Genomic DNA, 21770 nt, shown 5'->3' on the forward strand with positions numbered 1-21770 from the left:
ATAATCGGCCGGTTCCAGAAACATCCAGGATTCCGGCGATGATCAACGACATCAAGCAAGATGCGCAGGCGCGCATGGCCAAGAGCATCGATGCTCTGCGCCACACCCTCACCACCATCCGCACCGGCCGCGCCTCGCCGGCCCTGCTGGACGGCATCAAGGTCAAGGCCTACGGCACCGACACGCCGCTGAACCAGGTGGCCAGCATCAGCGTGTCCGAAGGCCGCTCGCTGGTCATCACCCTGTTCGACAAGAACATGATCAAGGAGGTGGAGAAGTCCATCTACGCCTCCGACCTGGGCCTGACCCCGACCACCGTGGGCACCACCATCCGCCTCAACCTGCCGCCGCTCACCGAGGAGCGCCGCAGGGAACTGGCCAAGACCGTGAGCAAGGAAGGCGAGGACAGCAAGGTCGCCATCCGCAACATCCGCCGCGACGCCAACCAGGAAGTGGCCAGGCTGCTCAAGGACAAGGCCATCACCGAGGACGAGGACCGCCGCGCGCAGGACGAGATCCAGAAGCTGACCGACAAGGCGATCAAGGACGTCGACGAGGTGGTCAAGCTCAAGGAACAGGAACTGATGGCAGTCTGACCGGTGCCGTCCGCCATGCCCAACGGCATGCCAGCACCGGGGCTGCCCGCGCACGTTGCCATCATCATGGATGGCAACGGCCGCTGGGCCCAGCAGCGGCGCCGCCCGCGCATGATCGGCCACCGCGCCGGCGCGCGTGCGGTCAACCGCACCATCGACTTCTGCCTAGAGCGCGGCATCGCCGCGCTCACGCTGTTCGCCTTCTCCAGCGAGAACTGGGGGCGGCCGCAGGAGGAAGTGGACGCACTGATGAAGCTGTTCCTCGGCGCGCTCGACCGCGAGGTGGATGAACTGGACCGCCGTGGCGTGCGCGTGCGCTTCATCGGCGAGCGCTCGCGCTTCTCCGCCGGCATCGCCCAGCGCATGGAGCGGGCCGAGCAGCGCACCGCCGGCAACGGCGCCATGACCCTGAGCATCGCCGCCAGCTACGGCGGCCGCCAGGACATCGCCCACGCCGCGCGCCTGCTCGCCGAGCAGGTGGCCGCCGGCACCCTGCTGCCGGAGCAGATCGACGAGCAGCTGCTCGGCCGGCATGTCGCGCTGGCCGACCTGCCGCCGCCGGACCTGTTCATCCGCACCGGCGGCGACACCCGCATCAGCAACTTCCTGCTGTGGCAGCTGGCGTATACCGAACTGTGGTTCACCGACGTGCTGTGGCCGGATGTCGACGCCGGCACCCTGCAGCAGGCCCTGGACGACTACGCGCGGCGCGAGCGCCGCTATGGACTGACCAGCGCACAGGTCGCCGCGGCGGCCACGGAGAGCGTTTCCCCATGACCAAGACCCGTGTCATCGCCGCGCTGATCATGGCCCCGGTGGCCATCTGCGCGATCCTGCTGCTGCCCACCCAGTGGCTGGCCGCCGCCGCCGCGCTGGTGTTCCTGACCGGCCTGTGGGAATGGTTCCGACTTGCCGGCGTGGACGGCGTGCCGCGCACCGTGCTGCTGGTGCTGAACCTGCTGCTGATGGTGCTGCTGGTGTGGGCCTCGGCCGGCAGCCTGGTGCTGTTCCAGCTGGCCACGCTGGCCGGGGTCGGCTTCTGGCTGCTGGCGCTGCTGTGGCTGCGCTTCTTCGATTTCGGCGCGCACGAGGAAAGCAGCGCACGCATGCTCAAGCTGGCCGCCGGCACCCTGGCCATCGTCCCGGCCTGGGCGGCGCTGGTGCTGATCCACGCCGGGCAGCCGCACGGCAACCGCTGGTTGCTGACCGCGCTGGCCGTGGTCTGGGCCGCCGATTCGGGCGCCTATTTCGCCGGGCGCGCCTTCGGCAGGCACAAGCTGGCCCCGCGCGTGAGCCCCAACAAGACCATCGAAGGCCTGCTGGGCGGGCTGGTGGCGGGCCTGGTGGTCGCCGTCGGTTTCGGCTGGCTGGCGGGCGTGCAGGCCGGCGCCATCGGCTGGCTGCTGCTGGTGGCCACGGTCACGGTGCTGGCCTCGGTGCTCGGCGACCTGTTCGAAAGCCTGCTCAAGCGCCACGCCGGCGCCAAGGACTCGGGCAGCGTGATCCCCGGCCATGGCGGCGTGCTCGACCGCATCGACGGCGTGCTGGCCGCGCTGCCGGTGTTCGCGCTGGGCAAGGAAATCTTCGGTTTCTGACATGTCCGCCTTCCCGCCCCCCCACCAGGACGCCCTGCGCCGGGTCGCGATCCTGGGCGCTACCGGCTCGATCGGCACCTCGGCGCTGGACGTCATCGCCCGCCACCCCCAGCAGCTGTGCGCCAGCGTGCTGGCCGCGGGCCACAACGTCGATGCGCTGATCGCGCTGTGCCGCAGCCACAGGCCCGAGCACGCCGCCATTGCCGACCCGGCGCTGTTCCAGCGCCTGCGCGACGGGCTGCGCGACGCCGGCCTGGCGACGCAGGCCCATGCCGGCCCCGCGGCGATCGACGCGCTGGCCGCCGGCGACGCCTGCGACACCGTGGTGGCGGCCATCGTCGGCGCGGCCGGGCTGTCCTCGACCCTGGCCGCGGCCCGCGCCGGCAAGCGCCTGCTGCTGGCCAACAAGGAATCGCTGGTGCTGGCCGGCGAACTGCTGACCCGCGAAGCGGCCGCCGCCGGCGCGGACATCATCCCGATCGACAGCGAACACAACGCCATCTTCCAGTGCCTGCGCTCGCGCGATGCCAGCGTCGAGGGCGCCGGCGTGCGCCGCATCCTGCTCACCGCCTCCGGCGGCCCGTTCCGCGGCCGCAGTCGCGCCGAGCTGGAAGCGGTGACGCCGGCCCAGGCGGTGGCGCACCCCAGGTGGTCGATGGGACCGAAGATCTCGGTCGATTCGGCCACGCTGATGAACAAGGGCCTGGAGGTCATCGAGGCCCACCACCTGTTCGGCGTGCCGGGTGCGCGCATCGACGTGCTGGTGCACCCGCAGAGCCTGGTGCATTCGCTGGTCGAGTTCATCGACGGCTCCACCCTGGCCCAGCTCGGCCTGCCGGACATGCGCACCACCCTGGCGGTCGGCCTGGGCTGGCCGCGGCGCATCGAATCGGGCGTGGCCGGGCTCGACCTGCTGGCCCAGGGCCGGCTCGATTTCGAGGCCCCGGACCTGGACGCCTTCCCCTGCCTGCGCCTGGCCTGGCAGGCCATGGAGGCCGGCGGCAGCGCCCCGGCGATCCTGAACGCCGCCAACGAAGTCGCCGTTTCAGCCTTTCTTCAGGGCCGCATAGGCTTCCTGTCGATCCCTGCGCTGGTGGAACATGCCCTGTCCGCCCTGCCTCACATGGCTGCCGATACACTGGACGCCCTGCTGGCGGCCGACGCGCAGTCCCGCCAGGTCACCACCACCGCCATCGCCCGCCTGCCCCATGCCTGATCCCGTCTTCCAACCGAGCCGCGCCCATGGCTGACATCCTCGGTTCCGTGTGGTGGATGATCGTCAGCCTCGGCGTGCTGGTGACGTTCCATGAATTCGGCCATTACTGGGTGGCGCGGCGCTGCGGGGTGAAGGTGCTGCGCTTCTCGGTCGGCTTCGGCCGGCCGCTGTGGAGCCGCCGCGGCCGCAACGGCACCGAGTTCGCCATCGCCGCCATCCCGCTGGGCGGCTACGTGAAGATGCTGGACGAGCGCGAGGCCGAGGTGCCGGCCGGCGAACGCGCCGTGGCCTTCAACAACAAGAGCGTGTGGCAGCGCATCGCGATCGTCGCCGCCGGCCCGGCCGCCAACCTGCTGCTGTGCGTGGCCCTGCTGTGGGCGATGTTCGTGATCGGCCGACAGGACTATTCGGCCACCATCGGCCGCAGCAGCGGCATGGCCGCCGCCGCCGGCCTCGACGCCGGCGACCGCATCCTGGACGTGGACGGCCGCGCCGTCGCCACCTGGGCCGAGGCCAGCATGGTCCTCACCACGGCCGCCATGGACCGCCAGGACGCGCGCGTGCGGGTACTCGATGCGCTGGACAACACCCACACCCGCGTGCTGCCGCTGTCCACCCTGCCGGCCGGTTTCGACGAACGCACGGTGCCGGTGCAGGCCGGCCTGGCCTGGCAGTTCTGGCTGCAGCCGGCGCAGGTCGATTCGGTGGCCGCAGGCTCGGCCGCCAGCGGCCAGCTGCAGCGCGGCGACCTGATCCTGGCCATCGACGGGCAGCGCGTGGACAGCGCCGACCAGGTCGCGCCGCTGGTGCAGCAGCTGGGCGAGCGCGGCGGCCCGGGCATGGTCGAGGTCGAGCGCGCCGGCCAGCGCCTGGCCCTGGAACTGCAGCCGCAGAAGGCCGCGGGCGGGACCGGCAAGGACCGCTGGCTGCTCGGCGTGGGCTTCGTCACCGGCCAGGCGCCGGCCTACGACGCCCGCCAGCAGTACGGGCCGCTGGCGGCGTTGCCGGCCGCGCTGCGCGAGACCGGCCGCCTGGCCAGCGACTCCCTCGGCATGATGCGGCGCATGCTCACCGGCCACGCCTCGGTCAAGAACATCTCCGGCCCGATCACCATCGCCCGCGTCGCCAACGCCTCGGCCGAACGCGGGGTGGACTGGTTCCTGTACTTCCTGGCCCTGCTGTCGCTGAGCCTGTGCATCATCAACCTGCTGCCGATCCCGATCTTGGACGGCGGTCACCTGCTGTATTACCTTATCGAGTTGGTCAAGGGCAGCCCGCTGAGCGAGCGCGCCATGGCCGCCGGCCAGTATGTCGGCCTGGCGCTGCTGGCCGGACTGATGGGGCTGGCGTTCTACAACGACATCCTCGGGCTGGTCCCGCGATGAACTTTTTCCCGCTGACGTCGTCATACGCCGGCACCCACGCAACAATGAAATCGACTCCAACCGGACGTGACATGACGCGACTTCCCAATCGCCGCCTGCTTGCCCTCGCCCTCGCCGCCGGTCTGGCCGTGCCCGCGCTCGCGCAGGCAGCCGAGCCCTTCACCGCCAGCGACATCCGCGTGGACGGCCTGCAGCGCATCTCTTCCGGCACCGTCTTCACCTACCTGCCGGTGGAACGCGGCGACCGCGTCGACGACGCCAAGGTCGGCGAGACCATCCGCGCCCTGTACAAGACCGGCTTCTTCGAGGACGTGCAGCTGGACCGCCAGGGCGACATCCTGGTGGTCACGGTCAAGGAACGCCCGGCGATCAACAAGCTGACCGTCACCGGCAACAAGGACATCAAGAGCGAGCAGCTGCTCAAGGGCCTGGCCGACATCGGCCTGAGCGAGGGCGGCACCTTCGACCGCCTGAGCCTGGACCGCGTGACCCAGGAGCTGCGCCGCCAGTACAACGACCGCGGCAAGTACAACGTCGAGATCACCCCGACGGTGAGCCCGCTGGACCGCAACCGCGTCGACGTCGCCATCGCCGTCAAGGAAGGCAAGGCGGCCAAGATCCGCCACGTCAACTTGGTCGGCACCGAGAAGTTCGAGGCCGGGGACATCCTGGATACCTGGGAGTCCAAGGAACACAACTGGGCCTCGTGGTACCGCCGCGACGACCAGTACTCCAAGGAAAAACTGTCCGGCGACCTGGAAAAGCTCAACTCCTGGTACCTGGACCGCGGCTACGTCGATTTCAGCGTCGATTCCACCCAGGTCTCGATCAGCCCCGACAAGCGCGACATGTTCATCACCGCCGGCGTGACCGAGGGCGAGCAGTACAAGATCTCCGAGATCAAGGTCACCGGCGACACCATCCTGCCGCAGGAAGACGTCGAGCGCATGGTGTTCCAGAAGGCCGGCGACACGTTCTCGCGCGGCCTGCTGGAGTTCAGCGCCGACGCCATCACCAACAGCCTGTCCAACGTCGGCTACGCCTTCGCCAAGGTCAACCCGATCCCGACCAGCAACCGCGCCGAGCGCACGGTGGCGGTCAACATGCAGGTGGTGCCCGGCCCGCGCGTGTCGGTGCGCCGCATCGTGTTCAAGGGCAACACCCGCACCGCCGACGAGGTGCTGCGCCGCGAGATGCGCCAGTTCGAGAACGCCTGGTACTCGCAGGCAGCGATCGACCGCTCCAAGATCCGCCTGCAGCGCCTGGGCTATTTCGAATCGGTCGACGTCGAGACCACCCCGGTCACCGGCAGCAACGACCAGGTCGACGTGGTCTACAGCGTCAAGGAAACCACCTCGGGCAGCTTCGTGTTCGGCCTGGGCTATTCGCAGTCCTACGGCATGACCACTTCGGTGCAGTTGTCGCAGAACAACTTCCTGGGCGGCGGCAACCGCGTCTCGGTCGAGGCCTCGCGCAGCAGCTACCTGCAGCGCTACGGCTTCTCGTACATGAACCCCTATTTCACCGACGATGGCGTGTCGCTGGGCTACAACCTGTCCTGGCGCGAGCTGGACTATTCGGACTTCAACACCGCCCAGTACAACAGCACCAACGGCGCCGCGCAGATGGTGTTCGGCGTGCCGATCACCGAGAACGACAGCTTCTCGCTGATGTTCGGCATCGACAGCAACCAGATCACCACCTACCCCAACTACACCCCGCAGTCGATCATCGACTACATCGATGCGATGGGCACGCGCACCTTCCATTCCTGGCGCACCGAGCTGGGCTGGGCGCGCGACACCCGCAACGATTACTTCATGCCCACCCGCGGCACCTACCAGCGCCTGGGCCTGGAAGCCACGCTGCCCGGCTCCACCGCCGAGTACTACAAGCTCAGCTACCAGATCTCCAAGTACTGGCCGGTCATGCCGTCGCTGGTGATCAACACCCGCGTCGAGTTCGGCTACGGCGACTCGTACGGCAAGGACAAGGTGCGCGACATCTGCTGGAACGAGATCCCCGCCGTTCCCGGCACCCCGGCCAATGGCGACACGCCGGCCGTCCCGGGCAAGCCAGCCACCACCGAAGTGGTGGACTGCGCCACCAACCCCACCGCCAAGCACCGCCAGGTGAAGGCGTCGGGCCTGCCGTTCTTCGAGAACTTCTACGCCGGCGGCACCAACTCGGTGCGCGGTTTCCGCGACAACACCCTGGGCCCGCGCTCGGAGATCATCGGCGGTTACTACCGCGGCCAGCCGCTGGGTGGTTCGCTGAAGACGGTTGGCGCAATCGAAGCCTACTTCCCGAAGCTGTTCGACAGCCCGTCGGCGCGCGTGTCGGCCTTCCTCGATTTCGGCAACGTCTACAACGGCACCGACAACTTCGACGCGGGCGAACTGCGCGCCTCGGCCGGTGTCGCGCTGCTGTGGCGCGCGCCGGTCGGCCCGATCTCGATCAGCTACGCCTTCCCGCTCAAGAAAAAGGAAGGCGACGAGATCGAGCGCCTGCAGTTCACCTTCGGCGGGCAGTTCTAAGAACTGCTGCCCGCCGCACCCGGGGCGTTGCCCCGGGTACCCCTCGTTCCGCCATGGCGGAACGAGGGGTGGCGTCCTGGCGTTCCGATTCCCCCCGCCTTCGGCGCGCCCCCTTTACCAAAGGGGGCTTTCCTCCAGAACGGTCCGGCCACTCTCCGCCCTCCGGCGGACCCCTGGCTGCTGCCGCATGACCGCGCCACTTCCAGACGCTAAACTCCCGGCGTGAATACTCCGACCCATACCGCACAGGAACTGGCCGAGCGCTTCGGGCTGCAGGTGCACGGCGATCCGTCCACGGCCATCCATGGCGTGGCCACGCTGGCCCATGCCGGTCCGGGCCAGCTGACCTTCCTGGCCAATCCGCGCTACCGCGCGCAGCTGGCCGACAGCAGGGCGGCCATCGTGGTGCTGCGCGCCGACGACGCCGAGGCCGCGCCCGGCACCGCCCTGGTCGCCAAGGATCCCTACACCACCTTCGCCAAGATCGGCGCGCTGTTCGAGACGGTGCCGCTGCGCGAGGCCGGCATCCATCCCAGCGCGGTGATCGACCCGTCCGCGCAGGTGGCCGCCAGCGCCCACATCGGCCCGTTCGTCAGCATCGGCGCGCGCAGCGTGGTCGGCGAGAACTGCATCGTCGGCACCGGCAGCATCATCGGCGAGGACTGCAGCCTGGACGCCGGCTGCGAGCTGATCGCCCGCGTCACCCTGGTCACCCGGGTGCGGCTGGGCAAGCGCGTGCGCGTCCATCCCGGCGCGGTGCTGGGCGCCGACGGCTTCGGCCTGGCGATGGACGCCGGCCGCTGGATCAAGGTGCCGCAGCTGGGCGGCGTGCGCATCGGCGACGACTGCGAGATCGGCGCCAACACCTGCGTGGACCGCGGCGCGCTGGAAGACACCGTGCTGGAAGAAGACGTGCGCCTGGACAACCTGGTGCAGATCGCCCACAACTGCCACATCGGCGCGCACAGCGCGATCGCCGGCTGCACCGGCATCGCCGGCAGCGCCAGGATCGGCCGCTACTGCCTGCTCGGCGGCGCGGTCGGCGTGGTCGGCCATCTGGAAATCTGCGACCACGTCGTCGTCACCGGCAAGTCGGTCGTGCGCAACTCCATCACCGAACCGGGCGAGTACTCGTCCGGCACCCCATTGACCGACAACCGCACGTGGCGCAAGAACGCCGCGCGCTTCAAGCAGCTGGACAGCCTGGCACGCCGGGTACTGGCTGTGAGCAAGGAGAAGGAATGAACTCACCGCTGCCGTTGCCCATCGACGTCAACACCATCCGCACGCTGATCCCGCACCGCTACCCGTTCCTGCTGGTGGACAAGGTGGTCGCGCTGGATACCGAGGCCAGGACGATCGTCGCGCACAAGAACGTCACCATCAACGAGCCGTTCTTCCAGGGGCATTTCCCGGGCCAGCCGATCATGCCGGGGGTGCTGATCATCGAGGCGCTGGCGCAGGCCGGCGGCGTGCTGACCCAGCTGAGCCTGGGCCGCGACGCGCAGTCCAAGCTGTTCTACCTGGTCAAGGTGGACAACGTACGCTTCATGAAGCAGGTGGTGCCGGGCGACGTGCTGGAACTGCATGTGCAGGTCAAGCGCGTGATCCGCAACATGGCCGTCTACTACGGCGAAGCCAAGGTGGACGGCGAAGTCGTGGCGCATGCCGAGGTGCTGTGCGCCGGCACCCGCGAATGACCCTGACCGGAGCCCGCGCATGAGCGACAGCGCCCCCCTGATCCACCCCACGGCGGTCATCGATCCGTCGGCGAAGCTCGCCGACGACGTGCGCGTCGGCGCGTTCAGCCTGATCGGCGCCGAGGTCGAGATCGGTGCCGGCACCGTGGTCGGGCCCCATTGCAGCATCCACGGCCCGACCCGCATCGGCCGCGACAACCGCTTCATCGGCCACGCCGCCATCGGCGGCGAGCCGCAGGACAAGAAGTACGCCGGCGAGCGCACCGAACTGGTGATCGGCGACCGCAACGTGTTCCGCGAGTTCGTCACCGTCAACCGCGGCACCGGCGGCGGTGGCGGCGTCACCACCCTGGGCAACGACAACTGGCTGCTGGCCTACACCCACGTCGCCCATGACTGCCACGTCGCCGACCACTGCGTGTTCTCCAACAACACCACGCTGGCCGGCCATGTCAGCGTCGGCAACTGGGTGATCATCAGCGGCTTCGCCGGCGCGCACCAGTTCTGCCGCATCGGCGACCACGCATTCCTCGGCATGGGGGCGCTGGTCACCGGCGACATCCCGCCGTTCACCATGGTCGGCATCGACGGCCACGGCCGCCCGCGCGGCATCAACAGCGAAGGCCTCAAGCGCCGCGGCTTCGATGCCGGGCGCATCAGCGCCATCAAGCGCGCCTACCGCACCCTGTACGTGGCCGGCGTGCCGCTGGCCGAGGCCAAGCAGCAGCTGGCCGAGCAGGCGCGCGAGAGCGACGACGTGCGGCAGATGCTGGATTTCATCGAACACGCGGACCGTCCGCTGCAGCGATGAATGCCCGCAGCAACAACGGGAACGGGGAAGCGGGAACGGGGAATGACGGCGGCCAGCCAATCGTCCCTGCCGCTTCCCTTCCCGCTTCCCGGCTCCCGACTTCCCGCTCCCCGCGCATCGCCCTGGTGGCCGGGGAAACCTCCGGCGACCTGCTCGGCGCCGGCCTGATCGCCGAACTGCGCCGGCGTTTTCCCGACGCCGAGTTCGCCGGGATCGGCGGCGATGCCATGCGCGGCGCCGGCTGCCAGACCTGGTTCGACGCCAGCGAGCTGGCGCTGATGGGGCTGGCCGAGATCCTGCGCCACCTGCCGCGCCTGCTGAAGCTGCGCCGCGCCTTCCGCGAGCGCGTGCTCGACTGGCGCCCGGACGTGTTCATCGGCATCGACGCGCCCGACTTCAACCTCGGCGTGGAGCGCTGGCTCAAGCAGCGCGGCATCCGCACCGTGCACTACGTCAGCCCGTCGGTCTGGGCCTGGCGCGAGAAGCGCGCCGAGAAGATCGGCGCCAGCGCCGACCTGGTGCTGTGCCTGTTCCCGATGGAGCCGCCGATCTACGCGCGCCATGGCGTGGACGCGCGCTTCGTCGGCCATCCCATGGCCGATGCGATCCCGCTGCACAGCGACCGCGCCGATGCCCGCGTCCGGCTCGCGCTGCCGGCCACCGCGCCGGTGCTGGCGGTGCTGCCCGGCAGCCGCCTGGGCGAGATCGGCCGGCTCGGCCCGGCCTTTTTCGAGGCCGCCTGGCAGGTGGCCGAGCGCATGCCCGACCTGCACATCGTGGTGCCGGCGGCCAACGCCAGCTGCCGCCAGCTGATCGACCAGCAGATCGCCGCCTCGGCCCTGCCCGCCGCGCGCCTGCACGTGCTCGACGGCCAGGCCCGCGACGCGGTGACCGCCGCCGACGTGGTGCTGCTGGCTTCCGGCACCGCCACCCTGGAGACCATGCTGGTCAAGCGGCCGATGGTGGTCGGCTACCGCGTCGCCGAACTGACCTACCGCATCGCCAGGGCCTTGAAGCTGGTCAAGGTCGACCGCTACGCCCTGCCCAACGTGCTGGCCGGCCGCGACCTGGCGCCGGAACTGATCCAGCACGACTGCACGCCCGACCGTCTGGCCGCGGCGGTGCTGCAATGGTTCGGGCAGCCCGGCTGCGTGGCCGGGCTGCAGGACGACTACCAGCGCCTGCACCTGCAGCTGCGCCAGGACGCGTCCGCCCGCGCCGCCGACGCGGTGGCGGGGCTGCTGGAAAGCAGGGAACAGGGAACAGGGAACAGGGAACGAACGGAAGCCGGTATATGACGTATTCCCGCTCTACCCGGGATGTCGTGGCGGAACAGCCTTCATTGTTCTCCCATTCCCCTTTCCCGGCTCCCCCCTCCCCGCTCTACGCCGGCATCGACGAGGCCGGGCGCGGCCCGCTGGCCGGGCCGGTGGCCGTGGCCGCGGTGGTGTTCGATCCGCAGCGGCCGCGCATCAACGGCCTGGACGACTCCAAGGCGCTCAGCGCCGCGCGCCGCGAGCAGCTGTTCGAGCGCATCGTCGAACGCGCCCTGGCCCACAGCATCGTGCTGGTGGACGTGGCCGAGATCGACGGCATCAACATTTTCCAGGCCACCATGCAGGGCATGCGCCGCGCGCTGGAAGGCGTGGCGCACGTGGCCCGGTTCGCCCGCATCGACGGCAACAAGGTGCCCAAGGGCCTGCCCTGCCCGGCCGAGGCACTGGTCGGCGGCGACGCCATCGACCGCGCCATCATGGCCGCCTCGATCCTGGCCAAGGTCAGCCGCGACCGCTACATGCGGGACCTGCACCAGCGCCACCCCGAGTACGGCTTCGACCAGCACAAGGGCTACGGCACCCCGGCCCACCTGGCCGCGCTGCGCACGCACGGCCCCTGCCCCGAGCATCGGCGCAGCTTCGCGCCGGTCCGCGACTGCCTGTCCCCCACCCCGTAGCAGCGGCTTCAGCCGCGAAGGGGTCTCGCCAGGCCGCCTGTTCCAAGGCCAAGCCTGCCGCGCCACATGCGCGACAGCCCGCCACCCATGCCGTAGGAGCGGCTTCAGCCGCGAAAGAGCCTTGCCTGCTCCGGGACGAGGTCCCTGGGTAGAGCCTCTCGCGGCTGAAGCCGCTCCTACCCGTGCGGGGGCTGCGTGCGGCACCTGTCAAGCTTGTTCGCCGCGCCCCCCGCGGCTACCCTGCCCTGTCATCGCAGTGATCCGGCATGAGCACTCCCCGCTTCGTCCATCTCCACGTCCACACCGAGTTCTCGATGGTGGACTCCACCATCCGCGTCCCGGCCAAGCCGGACCAGGCCGACCCGAAGAAGGCCAAGCAGGCCAATCTCCTCAGCCGCTCGGTGGAGATGCGCGCGCCGGCGCTGGCGGTCACCGACCTGAACAACATGTTCGCGCTGGTGAAGTTCTACAAGGCCGCCGAAGGCGTGGGCATCAAGCCCATCGCCGGCGCCGACGTGCTGATCGCCGAGGATGGCCACGACCCGTGGCGCATGACCCTGCTGTGCCGCGACCGCGAGGGCTACCTGAGCCTGTCGCGCCTGCTCAGCCGCGCCTGGCTGGAGGGCCACCGCCCCGAGGGCGGGGTCGCCGTCCATCCGCAGTGGCTGAAGGACGGCTGCCACAACCTGTTCGCGCTGGCCGGGCGCCAGAGCCTGGCCGGGCGGCTGGCCGGCGAAGGCCGCCATGACCTGGCCGAACAGCAGCTGGCCGACTGGCAGCGCGTGTTCGGCGACGGCCTGCACCTGGAACTGACCCGCACCGGCCGCGACGGCGAGGAAGCCTTCAACCAGTTCGCGCTGATGGCCGCCGGCCAGCGCGGCCTGCCGGTGGTGGCCAGCAACGACGTGCGCTTCCTGTCGCCGCAGGACTTCGACGCGCACGAGGCGCGCGTGTGCATCTCCACCGGGCGCGTGCTCGACGACCCCAAGCGCCCGCGCGAGTACAGCCGCGAGCAGTACCTGAAGTCGCCCGAGCAGATGTGCGAACTGTTCGCCGACATCCCCGACGCGATCGACAACACGCTGGCGCTGGCGCAGCGCTGCAACGTCGAGATGCGGCTGGGCACCTACTTCCTGCCCAACTACCCGGTGCCCGACGACGAGACCCTGGACACCTGGATCCAGAAGCAGTCGCGCGAAGGCCTGGAAGAACGCCTGCAGAAGAATCCGCTGGCGCCGGGCAAGACCCGCGAGGACTATTTCGAGCGGCTCGAGTTCGAACTGGACACCATCATCAAGATGGGCTTCCCCGGCTACTTCCTGATCGTGGCCGACTTCATCCAGTGGGGAAAGAACCAGGGCATCCCGATCGGGCCCGGCCGCGGTTCCGGCGCCGGCTCGCTGGTGGCCTGGGCGCTGAAGATCACCGACCTGGACCCGCTGCCGTACAACCTGCTGTTCGAGCGCTTCCTCAACCCGGAACGCGTGTCGATGCCCGACTTCGACATCGACTTCTGCATGGACCGCCGCGACGAGGTGATCGACTACGTCGCGCGCAAGTACGGCCGCGAGCGCGTCAGCCAGATCATCACCTACGGCACCATGGCGGCCAAGGCGGTGGTGCGCGACTCCGGGCGCGTGCTTGGCTTCCCGTACGGCCTGGTCGACGGCGTCTCCAAGCTGATCCCCAACATCCTGGGCATCGGCCTGAAGGACGCGCTGGGCAAGGGCAAGGAAGGCCCGGATTCGGAAATGGCCTCGGCCGAGCTGATCCAGCGCTACGAGACCGAGGACGACGTCCGCGACCTGATCGACCTGGCGCTGCAGCTGGAAGACCTGACCCGCAACGCCGGCAAGCACGCCGGCGGCGTGGTGATCGGCCCCGAGCCGCTGTCCGAGTTCTGCCCGCTGTACGCCGAACACGACGAAGGCAGCCTGGGCAAGAACCCGGTCACCCAGTTCGACAAGAACGACGTGGAAGAAGTGGGCCTGGTGAAGTTCGACTTCCTCGGCCTGCGCACGCTGACCATCATCGACTGGGCGGTGAAGGCGATCAACCAGCGCCATGCGCGCGCCGGCATCCCGCCGGTGGACATCGCCGCCATCCCGCTCGACGACGCGCCCACCTACAAGGACATCTTCGCCAACGGCAACACCGGCGCGGTGTTCCAGTTCGAATCCTCGGGCATGCGCCGGCTGCTGAAGGACGCGCGCCCGGACCGCTTCGAGGACCTGATCGCGCTGGTGTCGCTGTACCGTCCGGGCCCGATGGACCTGATTCCCTCGTTCAACGCGCGCAAGCACGGGCAGGAGGAAATCATCTACCCCGACCCGCGCACCGAGGCCATCCTCAAGGACACCTACGGCATCATGGTGTACCAGGAGCAGGTCATGCAGATGGCGCAGATCGTCGGCGGCTACTCGCTGGGCGGCGCCGACCTGCTGCGCCGCGCGATGGGCAAGAAGGTGCCGGCGGAGATGGCCAAGCACCGCGAGATCTTCCGCGAGGGCGCGGCCAAGGGCGGCGTCGACGGCCCCAAGGCCGACGAGATCTTCGACCTGATGGAGAAATTCGCCGGCTACGGCTTCAACAAGTCGCACGCCGCCGCCTACGCCCTGGTCAGCTACCAGACCGCGTGGCTCAAGCGCCACTACCCGGCCGAATTCATGGCCGCGACCCTGTCCTCGGACATGGACAACACCGACAAGGTGGTCGGCTTCCTGGCCGAGGTGCGCAACCTCGGGCTGAACGTGGAGCCGCCGCGGGTCAACGCATCGGCCTACATGTTCGAGGCGTCCAGCGCCGACACCATCCGCTACGGCCTGGGCGCGATCAAGGGCGTCGGCCAGGGCGCCTGCGAGGCGGTGGTGGCCGAGCGCCTGCGCGGCGGCGAGTACACCTCGCTGCTGGATTTCTGCGCGCGGGTGGAATCGGCCAAGCTCAACCGCCGCACCCTGGAGGCGATGATCCAGTGCGGCGCGCTCGACGGCCTGGGCCGCAACCGCGCCTCGCTGATGCTGCAGCTGCCCGAGGTGCTCAAGGCCACCGACCAGATGGCGCGCGAGAAGGCCTCGGGGCAGAACTCGCTGTTCGGCGCGCCCGACCCGGTCAACGCCGCCGCGCAGCTGGACCTGCCGGAAAGCCGCGAATGGCCGGTGGCGCAGCTGCTCAATGGCGAACGCGAGACGCTGGGCTTCTACCTCAGCGGCCATCCGTTCGACCCGTACGCCGAGGACGTCAGGGAACTGGTCGGCACCGACCTGGGCGCGCTGGACAAGCTGGTCGCGCCGGCGCCGCCGCCGCGCGACGGCGAGAAGCGCGGCTGGCGCCAGGAGGCGCAGGTGATCCTGGCCGGCATGGTCGTGGGCGTGCGCCGCAAGGGCGACAGCCAGGTGTTCGTGCAGTTGGAAGATGGCAAGGGCCGGGTGGAATGCAGCGCCTTCTCCGACGGCCTGGCCGAGTTCGGCCAGCTGATGACCAAGGACCGCATCCTGGTGGTCAAGGGCGGCCTGCGCGAGGACGAATTCAACGGCGGCTACGCGCTGCGCATCCGCCAGTGCTGGGATTTCGAACAACTGTGCGCCGACCACGCGGTGCGCCTGTCGCTGCGCGTGGACGGCCGCGGCGGCCCGATCTGGCAGCGCATCGAACCGCTGCTGGCCGCGCACCGCCCGGGGCGCACGCCGATCCGCCTGGACCTGCTGCTCCGCGGCAGGGACGGCGGCGTCGCCGGCATGCTCGACCTGGGCGGCAGCGGCGCGGTACGGGTCAGCACCCAGCTGCTCGACGCCCTGCGCGAGGACCCGGCGGTGCGCCGGGTCAAGCTCGCCTACAGCCCGCCCTGGGCCAGCTGAAGGTCCGGACGGCCGCGTACGGGTCCGGCCGGCGCGTTCGGCTACACTTTCCCACTTTCATTCAAGACGGTTTCCGATGAATCCGAATTACCTCGATTTCGAGCAGCCCATCGCCGATCTGGAAGCCAAGATCCAGGACCTGCGCAGCGCCAGCGCGGGCCCGGCGGTCAATGTCGAGGCCGAGGTGCGGGCGCTGGAAGACAAGCTGCGCCTGCGTACCGCGCAGATCTTCCGCAACCTGTCGTCCTGGCAGGTGCTGCAGGTGGCGCGCCACCCGTCGCGCCCCTACACCATGGACTACATCGACATCTTCTGCGACGAGTTCCAGGAACTGGCCGGCGACCGCGCCTTCGCCGACGACAAGGCGATCGTGGGCGGCCTGGCCCGCATCGGCGGCCGCCCGGTGATGCTGATCGGCCACCAGAAGGGCCGCGACACCAAGGAGAAGATCAAGCGCAACTTCGGCATGCCCAAGCCCGAGGGCTACCGCAAGGCGCTGCGCCTGATGAAGATGGCCGAACGCTTCAGGCTGCCGGTGCTGACCCTGATCGACACCGCCGGCGCCTGGCCGGGCATCGACGCCGAGGAACGCGGCCAGTCCGAGGCCATCGCCCGCAACCTGCTGGAAATGGCCGAGCTGAAGGTGCCGGTGATCTGCACCGTGATCGGCGAAGGCGGCTCCGGCGGCGCGCTGGCGCTGGGCGTGGGCGACCGCACGGTGATGCTGGAATACAGCGTCTATTCGACCATCAGCCCGGAAGGCTGCGCCTCGATCCTGTGGAAGGACGCCGGCAAGAACAAGGAAGCGGCCGAGCAGCTGGGCATGACCGCCCCGCGCCTTAAGGGCCTGGGCCTGATCGACAAAGTCGTGCGCGAGCCGATCGGTGGCGCCCACCGCAACCCGAAGCAGATGGGCCGGCGCCTGAAGGCGGTGCTGCTCAACGAACTGGATGCGCTGGAAAAGCTGCCGGTCGACGAACTGCTGGCGCAGCGCTATGCGCGCCTGCGCAGCTACGGCGCCTACGAGGCCGCATAAGCCGGCGCCGGCACGGGGACCCAGGGATTGAGCCCGATCATCCTGCTTTCGCTGGTGCTGCAGGTCGCCTGCTGCGTGCACGTCGTGCGCAACGGGCGGCCGCTGTACTGGATCTTCATCATTTTGATGTTCTCGTACCTGGCGGTGCTGGTTTATTTCATCGCCGAAATCCTGCCGGGATTGCGCAACAGCCCCGGCGCGCGGCGCGGGCTGCGCCGGGTGCGTGACCAGCTCGACCCCTCCCGTGGCAAGCGCCAGGCCGACCAGCGCCTGCGCGTGGCCGACACCGCAGAAAACCGCCGGCAACTGGCGCAGCAGCACCTGGACCACGGCGAGTACGCCGAGGCCGCCACGCTGTTCGAAGGCGCCCTGCGCGGCATCCACCGCGAAGACCCCGACCTGATGCTGGGCCTGGCCAAGGCCCAGTACGGGCTCGGCCAGCCGACGCAGGCCCGGCAGACGCTGGACGCGCTGATCGCCGCCAATCCGTCCTTCCGCTCGCAGGAAGGCCACCTGCTGTATGCCCGCGCGGTGGAGGACAGCGGCGATGTCGATGCCGCCCTGCACGAGTACGAAGCCCTGATCGACGGCTTCGCCGGCGAGGAAGCGCGCCTGCGCTATGCCCTGCTGCTCAGGCGCGCCGGCCGGCCCGACGCGGCGGCCGCACAGCTGCGCACGCTGCTGGACCGCGCCGAACTCTCCCCCGCGTATTACCAGCGCGCGCAGCGCGAATGGACCGACCTGGCCCGCAAGGAACTGCGCCAGCTCAGCGCGTAGCGACGGCCCCGGCCGCAACGCGGGGATGCCTGCCGGTCACGGCAAGGCGCGCTCATCGCAGCGTACGGGCAGCCCGATGTCGTGGGCTCCGGCACGGCAGCGGCTTCGTACCAGAACGGCTCCTGCCGCGGGATGCGGCAGGCCGCCAATGCCGCCCCCCGCCCTGTTGCCGCCGCGCATCAGAACGGTTTGGCCAGCACCAGGTACACGATGGCGATGAACAGCAGCAGCGGCAGTTCGTTGAACCAGCGCAGCGCACGCGACGACGGCAGCGCCCGGCCCTTGTCCACGCCCTTGAGCCAGCGCCCGGTGAAGCTGAAATAGACCAGCAGCAGCACGACCAGCCCCAGCTTGGCGTGCAGCCAGCCGGCGGCGCCGGGCGCGACCATGGTGCGGAAGTCGGGCAGGAAGCGGTAGCCCTGCCACAGCACCAGCCCGAGCACGAAGGCGAAGCCGAACATGGCATGGCCGAAGCGGTACAGGCGCCGCCCCATCAGCTGCAGGCGCTGCTCGACCTGCGCCTGCCCGGCGGCCTCGGCCAGGTTGACCAGGATGCGCGGCAGGTAGAACACCGCCGCCATCCACGCCACCACGAACACGATGTGGAAGGTCTTGACCCATTCGTACATGCGCGGCTCCGCGGCGTTAGGATGAGCGCCATTTTCGCCCATCCACCGCCGACACGCACATGCAGGAAAAGCAATACGACGCCGCCTACTTCCAGCGCTGGTACCGCCGCGGCGACATCGGCGGCCCCGCGCGGCTGGCGCGCAAGGTGCAGCTGGCCGTGGCCACCGCCGAGTACTACCTGGAGCGCCCGGTCCGCAGCGTGCTCGACATCGGCTGCGGCGAAGGCGCCTGGCGCGCGCCGCTGCTGAAGCTGCGGCCGAAGCTGCAGTACATGGGCTTCGATGGCAGCCAATACGCCGTGCGGCGCTATGGCCGCACCCGCAACCTGCACCTGGCGCGCTTCGGCGATTTCCAGTGGCTGCGCCCGTGCGCGCCGGTGGACCTGCTGGTCTGCTCGGACGTCATGCACTACGTGCCCAGCCGCGAACTGCGCCAGGGCCTGGCCGGCCTGGCCGAGCTGTGCGGCGGCGTGGCCTTCCTGGAAACCTTCGCCGCCGAGGACGAATTCCACGGCGACCACGACGGCTTCCAGGCGCGACCGGCGCGCTGGTACCGCCGCCAGCTGGCGGCCGCCGGCTTCCGCGCCGCCGGCTCGCACTGCTGGCTGGGGCCGGCCTGCGCCAGCGAAGTGGCCGCGCTGGAAAGCGGCGGCTGACGCCGACACGCCATCGCTTCGCGCTGTCGCCCCGCGGTCTGCGCTGCAGACCACGGGTCCCGTCTTCCGCCTGCCACACCCCGCGCCTTGCGGCGCGCCCCCTGACTCAGGGGGACACGCCATCGCTTCGCGCTGTCGCCCCGCGGTCTGCGCCGCAGACCGCGGGTCCCGTCTTCCGCCTGCCACACCCCGCGCCTTACGGCGCGCCCCCTGACTCAGGGGGGACACGCCATCGCTTCGCGCTGTCGCCCCACGGTCTGCGCTGCAGACCGCGGGTCCCGTCTTCCGCCTGCCACACCCCGCGCCTTCGGCGCGCCCCCCTGACTCAGGGGGGGCTGTTCTCCAGACACATGTGCTGGTCGATGCCACCCGGAAGTCCATGGAGGCCCCGATCCGTGCAGCGGCCGGATCCCACTGGTGCCACATCCGTCATTCCCCGCTTAACGCCGCACCCGTCTGTTTGCGTTATGCTGCACGGCACCATATGACCATACATATTGCCCGGCATGCTCTATCAACTGCATGAGATGACCCGCAATCTGCTCGCGCCCTGGGTCCACCAGGCGCAGGCCAACGCGGCGTTCTTCAACAATCCGGGGCACTGGTGGTCGTCCATGCCCGGCGCCGACCGGCTGGCGGCGATGAACGAGCTGTTCCACCGCCTGGGCAAGGACTACGAGAAGCCGGAGTGGGACATCCACGAGCTGGAGCTCGACGGCGAGGTCGTTCCCGTCGCCCAGCTCACCGAACTGGAAAAGCCGTTCTGCCGGCTGCTGCGCTTCAAGCGCCACAGCAACGACGGCGCCAGGGTCGAAGCCCTGCTCGCCCAGCCCGCCGTGCTGGTGGTGGCGCCGCTGTCCGGGCACCACGCCACCCTGCTGCGCGACACCGTGCGTACCCTGCTGCGCGACCACCGCGTCTACGTCACCGACTGGGTCGATGCGCGCATGGTGCCGGTGGAACAGGGCGAGTTCGGCCTGGACGACTATGTCGAGTACGTGCAGGAATTCATCCGCCACCTCGGTGCCGCCAACCTGCACGTGGTCAGCGTGTGCCAGCCGACCGTGCCGGTGCTGGGCGCGGTGTCGTTGATGGCCGGTCGCGGCGAAACCACGCCGCGCTCGCTGGTGATGATGGGCGGCCCCATCGACGCGCGCCGCAGCCCCACCGCGGTCAACAACCTGGCCACGCGCAACCCGCTGTCGTGGTTCGAGAACAACGTCATCCACACCGTGCCCGCGCCCTATCCCGGCCAGGGCCGCCGCGTGTACCCGGGCTTCCTGCAGCACGCCGGCTTCGTGGCCATGAACCCCAGCCGCCACCTGATGTCGCACTGGGATTTCTACACCGACCTGGTCAAGGGCGACCTGGACGACGCCAATGCCCACCGCCGCTTCTACGACGAATACAACGCGGTGCTGGACATGCCCGCGCGCTTCTACCTGGACACCATCCGCGTGGTATTCCAGGAATTCCTGCTGCCGCGCGGGCAGTGGCATGTGCGCGGCGAACGCGTGGACCCCTCGGCGATCCGCGATACCGCGCTGCTGAGCATCGAGGGCGAACTGGACGACATCGCCGGCCTCGGCCAGACCGAAGCCGCGCAGGCGCTGTGCACCGGCATCCCGGCCGCGCGCCGCAGCCATTTCATCGTCGAGGGCGCCGGCCATTACGGCATCTTCAGCGGCCGCCGCTGGCGCGAGGTGGTCTACCCGAAGGTGCGCGACTTCTTCAGCGCGCAGTCCGCGCAGCCGGCAGCCGCGAAGAAGGCGAAGAAGCCGGCCAGCAACGTCACCCCGCTGCGCCGCCGCGCGCAGCGTTGAGCACGGCGGTCAGTAGTCGTAACGGACCATGAGGCCCAGCGTGCGCGGCCGCAGCCGGTTGCCGATGCCGGCAACGCTGCGGGCATTGAGCGCGCCGTTGTCGTCGGTCAGGTTCTCGCCGTACAGGTAGCCGGACCAGCCGCTGGGCGATTCCAGGCCGATGCGGGCATCGACCGAGGTGACCGCATCGCCCGGCGTGCCCGAGGTCAGCGCCGTCGCACGCCGTGCATCGTGCACCACTCCAGCGCGGACGATGCCCTTGAGCGTGTCGCCCACCGGCCAGTCGTGGGCCACCGACGCGCTGAAGCTCGTACGCGGCACGTTGTACACCGGCGTGCCCCGGCGCAGCGGCGTTTTCTCCACGTCCTCGGCATAGGTGGCGTCGATCCAGCTGCCGCCCACCTGCAGCATCCACGAGGCGCCGGGCGTATAGATCAGGTTCGCTTCCACGCCCCTGTTCCGGGTGCCCCTGGAGTTGATCAGACCGTTGATGCTGGCCGTGATCGGCACGCGCACCGCCACGTCCTTCCAGTCGCTGTGGAACACCGCGCCTTCCAGCATCAGCCTGCCGCCGGCCAGCAGCGACTTTGCGCCCAGCTCGCAGGTCAGGATGCTGTCCGGGGCGATGGCCGCCGGCAGCCCGATGCCGTTGGCCTCGGCCAGCAGCAGCGTCGCAATCGGCTGCAGCTGGCCGGAGCGGAAGCCGCGGGCGACGCTGGCATAGAGGGTGGTGTCCTCGACGGGCTTGAACGACAGCGCCAGGCGCGGGTTCCAGCTGTCGAACGTCGCATCCAGGGTCGAGGTGCGGTCGGTGGACACCGATTCGGCATCCACGTCGTCCTTGAAATAGCGCAGGCCCGCGGTCAGCGACCATGCCGGGTTGGGCAGCTTCAGGGTCGCTTCGCCGAACAGGGCATCGGCAAGATTGAACTGCTGCAGCCGGCTGGGCGGCACGCCGCCGATGCTGGAGCGGTCATGGCGGTCGGCCTTGCGCAGGTAATAGCCCACGGTCCAGTCCAGGGTGCGCTCGCCGGTGGAGGACCAGCGCAGCTCGTGGGTGCGCACGCCGATCCGGATGGCGCTCAGGTAGGTGGCGGTCGGATTGAGCATGCCGTCGCTGGCGTACGCCAGGTCCGCGACGGCATAGGAGTAGAACAGCTGCGAGCCGTCGAAAGCGTAGCGGGTGGCGAAGCTGGCCACC

18 protein-coding genes are annotated in these 21770 nt (G+C 69.6%); 16 read left to right on the top strand and 2 right to left on the bottom strand.

What is annotated here, in order from left to right; translation table 11 throughout:
- Positions 1-38 precede the first annotated feature (38 nt).
- From frr to AC06FP_RS13415, 14 genes are all read left to right on the top strand, one after another.
- Positions 39-596 (top strand): ribosome recycling factor, encoded by a 558-nt coding sequence (gene frr, locus AC06FP_RS13350; RefSeq protein ID WP_104939197.1) that lies wholly within the window; start codon positions 39-41, stop codon positions 594-596.
- Positions 597-623: 27 nt separating this feature from the next.
- Positions 624-1373, top strand: a complete 750-nt coding sequence (uppS, locus tag AC06FP_RS13355) for a polyprenyl diphosphate synthase (RefSeq protein ID WP_456116607.1) — start codon at positions 624-626, stop codon at positions 1371-1373.
- Positions 1370-2191 (top strand): phosphatidate cytidylyltransferase, encoded by an 822-nt coding sequence (locus AC06FP_RS13360; protein WP_478075829.1) that lies wholly within the window; start codon positions 1370-1372, stop codon positions 2189-2191. The genes uppS and AC06FP_RS13360 overlap by 4 nt, the downstream gene beginning before the upstream one ends.
- A gap of 1 nt (position 2192) precedes the next feature.
- Complete coding sequence (locus AC06FP_RS13365; RefSeq protein ID WP_478075830.1) at positions 2193-3407, top strand: 1-deoxy-D-xylulose-5-phosphate reductoisomerase; 1215 nt, start codon at positions 2193-2195, stop codon at positions 3405-3407.
- A gap of 26 nt (positions 3408-3433) precedes the next feature.
- Entirely contained in the window at positions 3434-4792 is a 1359-nt protein-coding gene (rseP, locus tag AC06FP_RS13370; protein WP_478075831.1) for an RIP metalloprotease RseP, read from the top strand.
- A gap of 71 nt (positions 4793-4863) precedes the next feature.
- A complete protein-coding gene (gene bamA / locus AC06FP_RS13375; protein ID WP_478075832.1) occupies positions 4864-7329 on the top strand; it encodes an outer membrane protein assembly factor BamA in 2466 nt (821 codons plus the stop codon).
- Positions 7330-7551: 222 nt separating this feature from the next.
- A complete protein-coding gene (lpxD, locus tag AC06FP_RS13380; RefSeq protein ID WP_456116612.1) occupies positions 7552-8574 on the top strand; it encodes a UDP-3-O-(3-hydroxymyristoyl)glucosamine N-acyltransferase in 1023 nt (340 codons plus the stop codon).
- Positions 8571-9029: a 3-hydroxyacyl-ACP dehydratase FabZ gene (gene fabZ, locus AC06FP_RS13385; protein WP_104939203.1), complete on the top strand. Its 459-nt coding sequence runs from the start codon at positions 8571-8573 to the stop codon at positions 9027-9029. Before lpxD ends, fabZ begins: the two co-directional genes overlap by 4 nt.
- A gap of 19 nt (positions 9030-9048) precedes the next feature.
- The gene (gene lpxA, locus AC06FP_RS13390) at positions 9049-9840 is read left to right on the top strand and encodes an acyl-ACP--UDP-N-acetylglucosamine O-acyltransferase (RefSeq protein WP_478075833.1); all 792 of its coding nucleotides are present in this window, start codon (positions 9049-9051) and stop codon (positions 9838-9840) included.
- 125 nt (positions 9841-9965) lie between these two features.
- Positions 9966-11138, top strand: a complete 1173-nt coding sequence (lpxB, locus tag AC06FP_RS13395) for a lipid-A-disaccharide synthase (protein WP_478075834.1) — start codon at positions 9966-9968, stop codon at positions 11136-11138.
- Complete coding sequence (locus AC06FP_RS13400; RefSeq protein WP_478075835.1) at positions 11135-11794, top strand: ribonuclease HII; 660 nt, start codon at positions 11135-11137, stop codon at positions 11792-11794. Before lpxB ends, AC06FP_RS13400 begins: the two co-directional genes overlap by 4 nt.
- 266 nt (positions 11795-12060) lie before the next feature.
- Complete coding sequence (gene dnaE / locus AC06FP_RS13405; RefSeq protein WP_456116615.1) at positions 12061-15648, top strand: DNA polymerase III subunit alpha; 3588 nt, start codon at positions 12061-12063, stop codon at positions 15646-15648.
- A gap of 76 nt (positions 15649-15724) precedes the next feature.
- Positions 15725-16684, top strand: coding sequence for an acetyl-CoA carboxylase carboxyltransferase subunit alpha (locus tag AC06FP_RS13410; RefSeq protein ID WP_456116616.1), 960 nt, complete (start codon positions 15725-15727; stop codon positions 16682-16684).
- 27 nt (positions 16685-16711) lie between these two features.
- A complete protein-coding gene (locus tag AC06FP_RS13415; protein WP_478075836.1) occupies positions 16712-17461 on the top strand; it encodes a tetratricopeptide repeat protein in 750 nt (249 codons plus the stop codon).
- 179 nt (positions 17462-17640) lie between these two features.
- On the opposite strand, the gene AC06FP_RS13420 is transcribed toward AC06FP_RS13415, so the two are convergent.
- Positions 17641-18090, bottom strand: coding sequence for a CopD family protein (locus AC06FP_RS13420; RefSeq protein ID WP_456116618.1), 450 nt, complete (start codon positions 18088-18090; stop codon positions 17641-17643).
- A gap of 59 nt (positions 18091-18149) precedes the next feature.
- Here AC06FP_RS13420 and AC06FP_RS13425 point away from each other — a divergent pair, with 59 nt between their 5' ends.
- Positions 18150-18746 (top strand): class I SAM-dependent DNA methyltransferase, encoded by a 597-nt coding sequence (locus tag AC06FP_RS13425; RefSeq protein WP_478075837.1) that lies wholly within the window; start codon positions 18150-18152, stop codon positions 18744-18746.
- A 506-nt stretch (positions 18747-19252) separates the two neighbouring features.
- Entirely contained in the window at positions 19253-20569 is a 1317-nt protein-coding gene (locus AC06FP_RS13430) for a polyhydroxyalkanoate depolymerase (protein WP_456116620.1), read from the top strand.
- A gap of 9 nt (positions 20570-20578) precedes the next feature.
- Here AC06FP_RS13430 and AC06FP_RS13435 read toward each other — a convergent pair.
- On the bottom strand, positions 20579-21770 hold a 1192-nt coding region (locus AC06FP_RS13435; RefSeq protein WP_478075838.1), incomplete at its 5' end, for a TonB-dependent receptor.

The sequence above is a fragment of the Stenotrophomonas sp. Steno-Z2 genome, from assembly GCF_056393235.1.

What these genes read in the sequence shown, in the direction of transcription:
- AC06FP_RS13410 (WP_456116616.1), top strand. Translation starts at nt 15,725, where the DNA reads ATGAATCCGAATTACCTCGATTTCGAGCAGCCCATCGCCGATCTGGAA.
- rseP (WP_478075831.1), top strand. Translation starts at nt 3,434, where the DNA reads ATGGCTGACATCCTCGGTTCCGTGTGGTGGATGATCGTCAGCCTCGGC.
- dnaE (WP_456116615.1), top strand. Translation starts at nt 12,061, where the DNA reads ATGAGCACTCCCCGCTTCGTCCATCTCCACGTCCACACCGAGTTCTCG.
- AC06FP_RS13365 (WP_478075830.1), top strand. Translation starts at nt 2,193, where the DNA reads ATGTCCGCCTTCCCGCCCCCCCACCAGGACGCCCTGCGCCGGGTCGCG.
- AC06FP_RS13400 (WP_478075835.1), top strand. Translation starts at nt 11,135, where the DNA reads ATGACGTATTCCCGCTCTACCCGGGATGTCGTGGCGGAACAGCCTTCA.
- AC06FP_RS13430 (WP_456116620.1), top strand. Translation starts at nt 19,253, where the DNA reads ATGCTCTATCAACTGCATGAGATGACCCGCAATCTGCTCGCGCCCTGG.
- fabZ (WP_104939203.1), top strand. Translation starts at nt 8,571, where the DNA reads ATGAACTCACCGCTGCCGTTGCCCATCGACGTCAACACCATCCGCACG.
- AC06FP_RS13420 (WP_456116618.1), bottom strand. Translation starts at nt 18,090, where the DNA reads ATGTACGAATGGGTCAAGACCTTCCACATCGTGTTCGTGGTGGCGTGG.
- bamA (WP_478075832.1), top strand. Translation starts at nt 4,864, where the DNA reads ATGACGCGACTTCCCAATCGCCGCCTGCTTGCCCTCGCCCTCGCCGCC.
- AC06FP_RS13360 (WP_478075829.1), top strand. Translation starts at nt 1,370, where the DNA reads ATGACCAAGACCCGTGTCATCGCCGCGCTGATCATGGCCCCGGTGGCC.
- lpxA (WP_478075833.1), top strand. Translation starts at nt 9,049, where the DNA reads ATGAGCGACAGCGCCCCCCTGATCCACCCCACGGCGGTCATCGATCCG.
- uppS (WP_456116607.1), top strand. Translation starts at nt 624, where the DNA reads ATGCCAGCACCGGGGCTGCCCGCGCACGTTGCCATCATCATGGATGGC.
- frr (WP_104939197.1), top strand. Translation starts at nt 39, where the DNA reads ATGATCAACGACATCAAGCAAGATGCGCAGGCGCGCATGGCCAAGAGC.
- AC06FP_RS13425 (WP_478075837.1), top strand. Translation starts at nt 18,150, where the DNA reads ATGCAGGAAAAGCAATACGACGCCGCCTACTTCCAGCGCTGGTACCGC.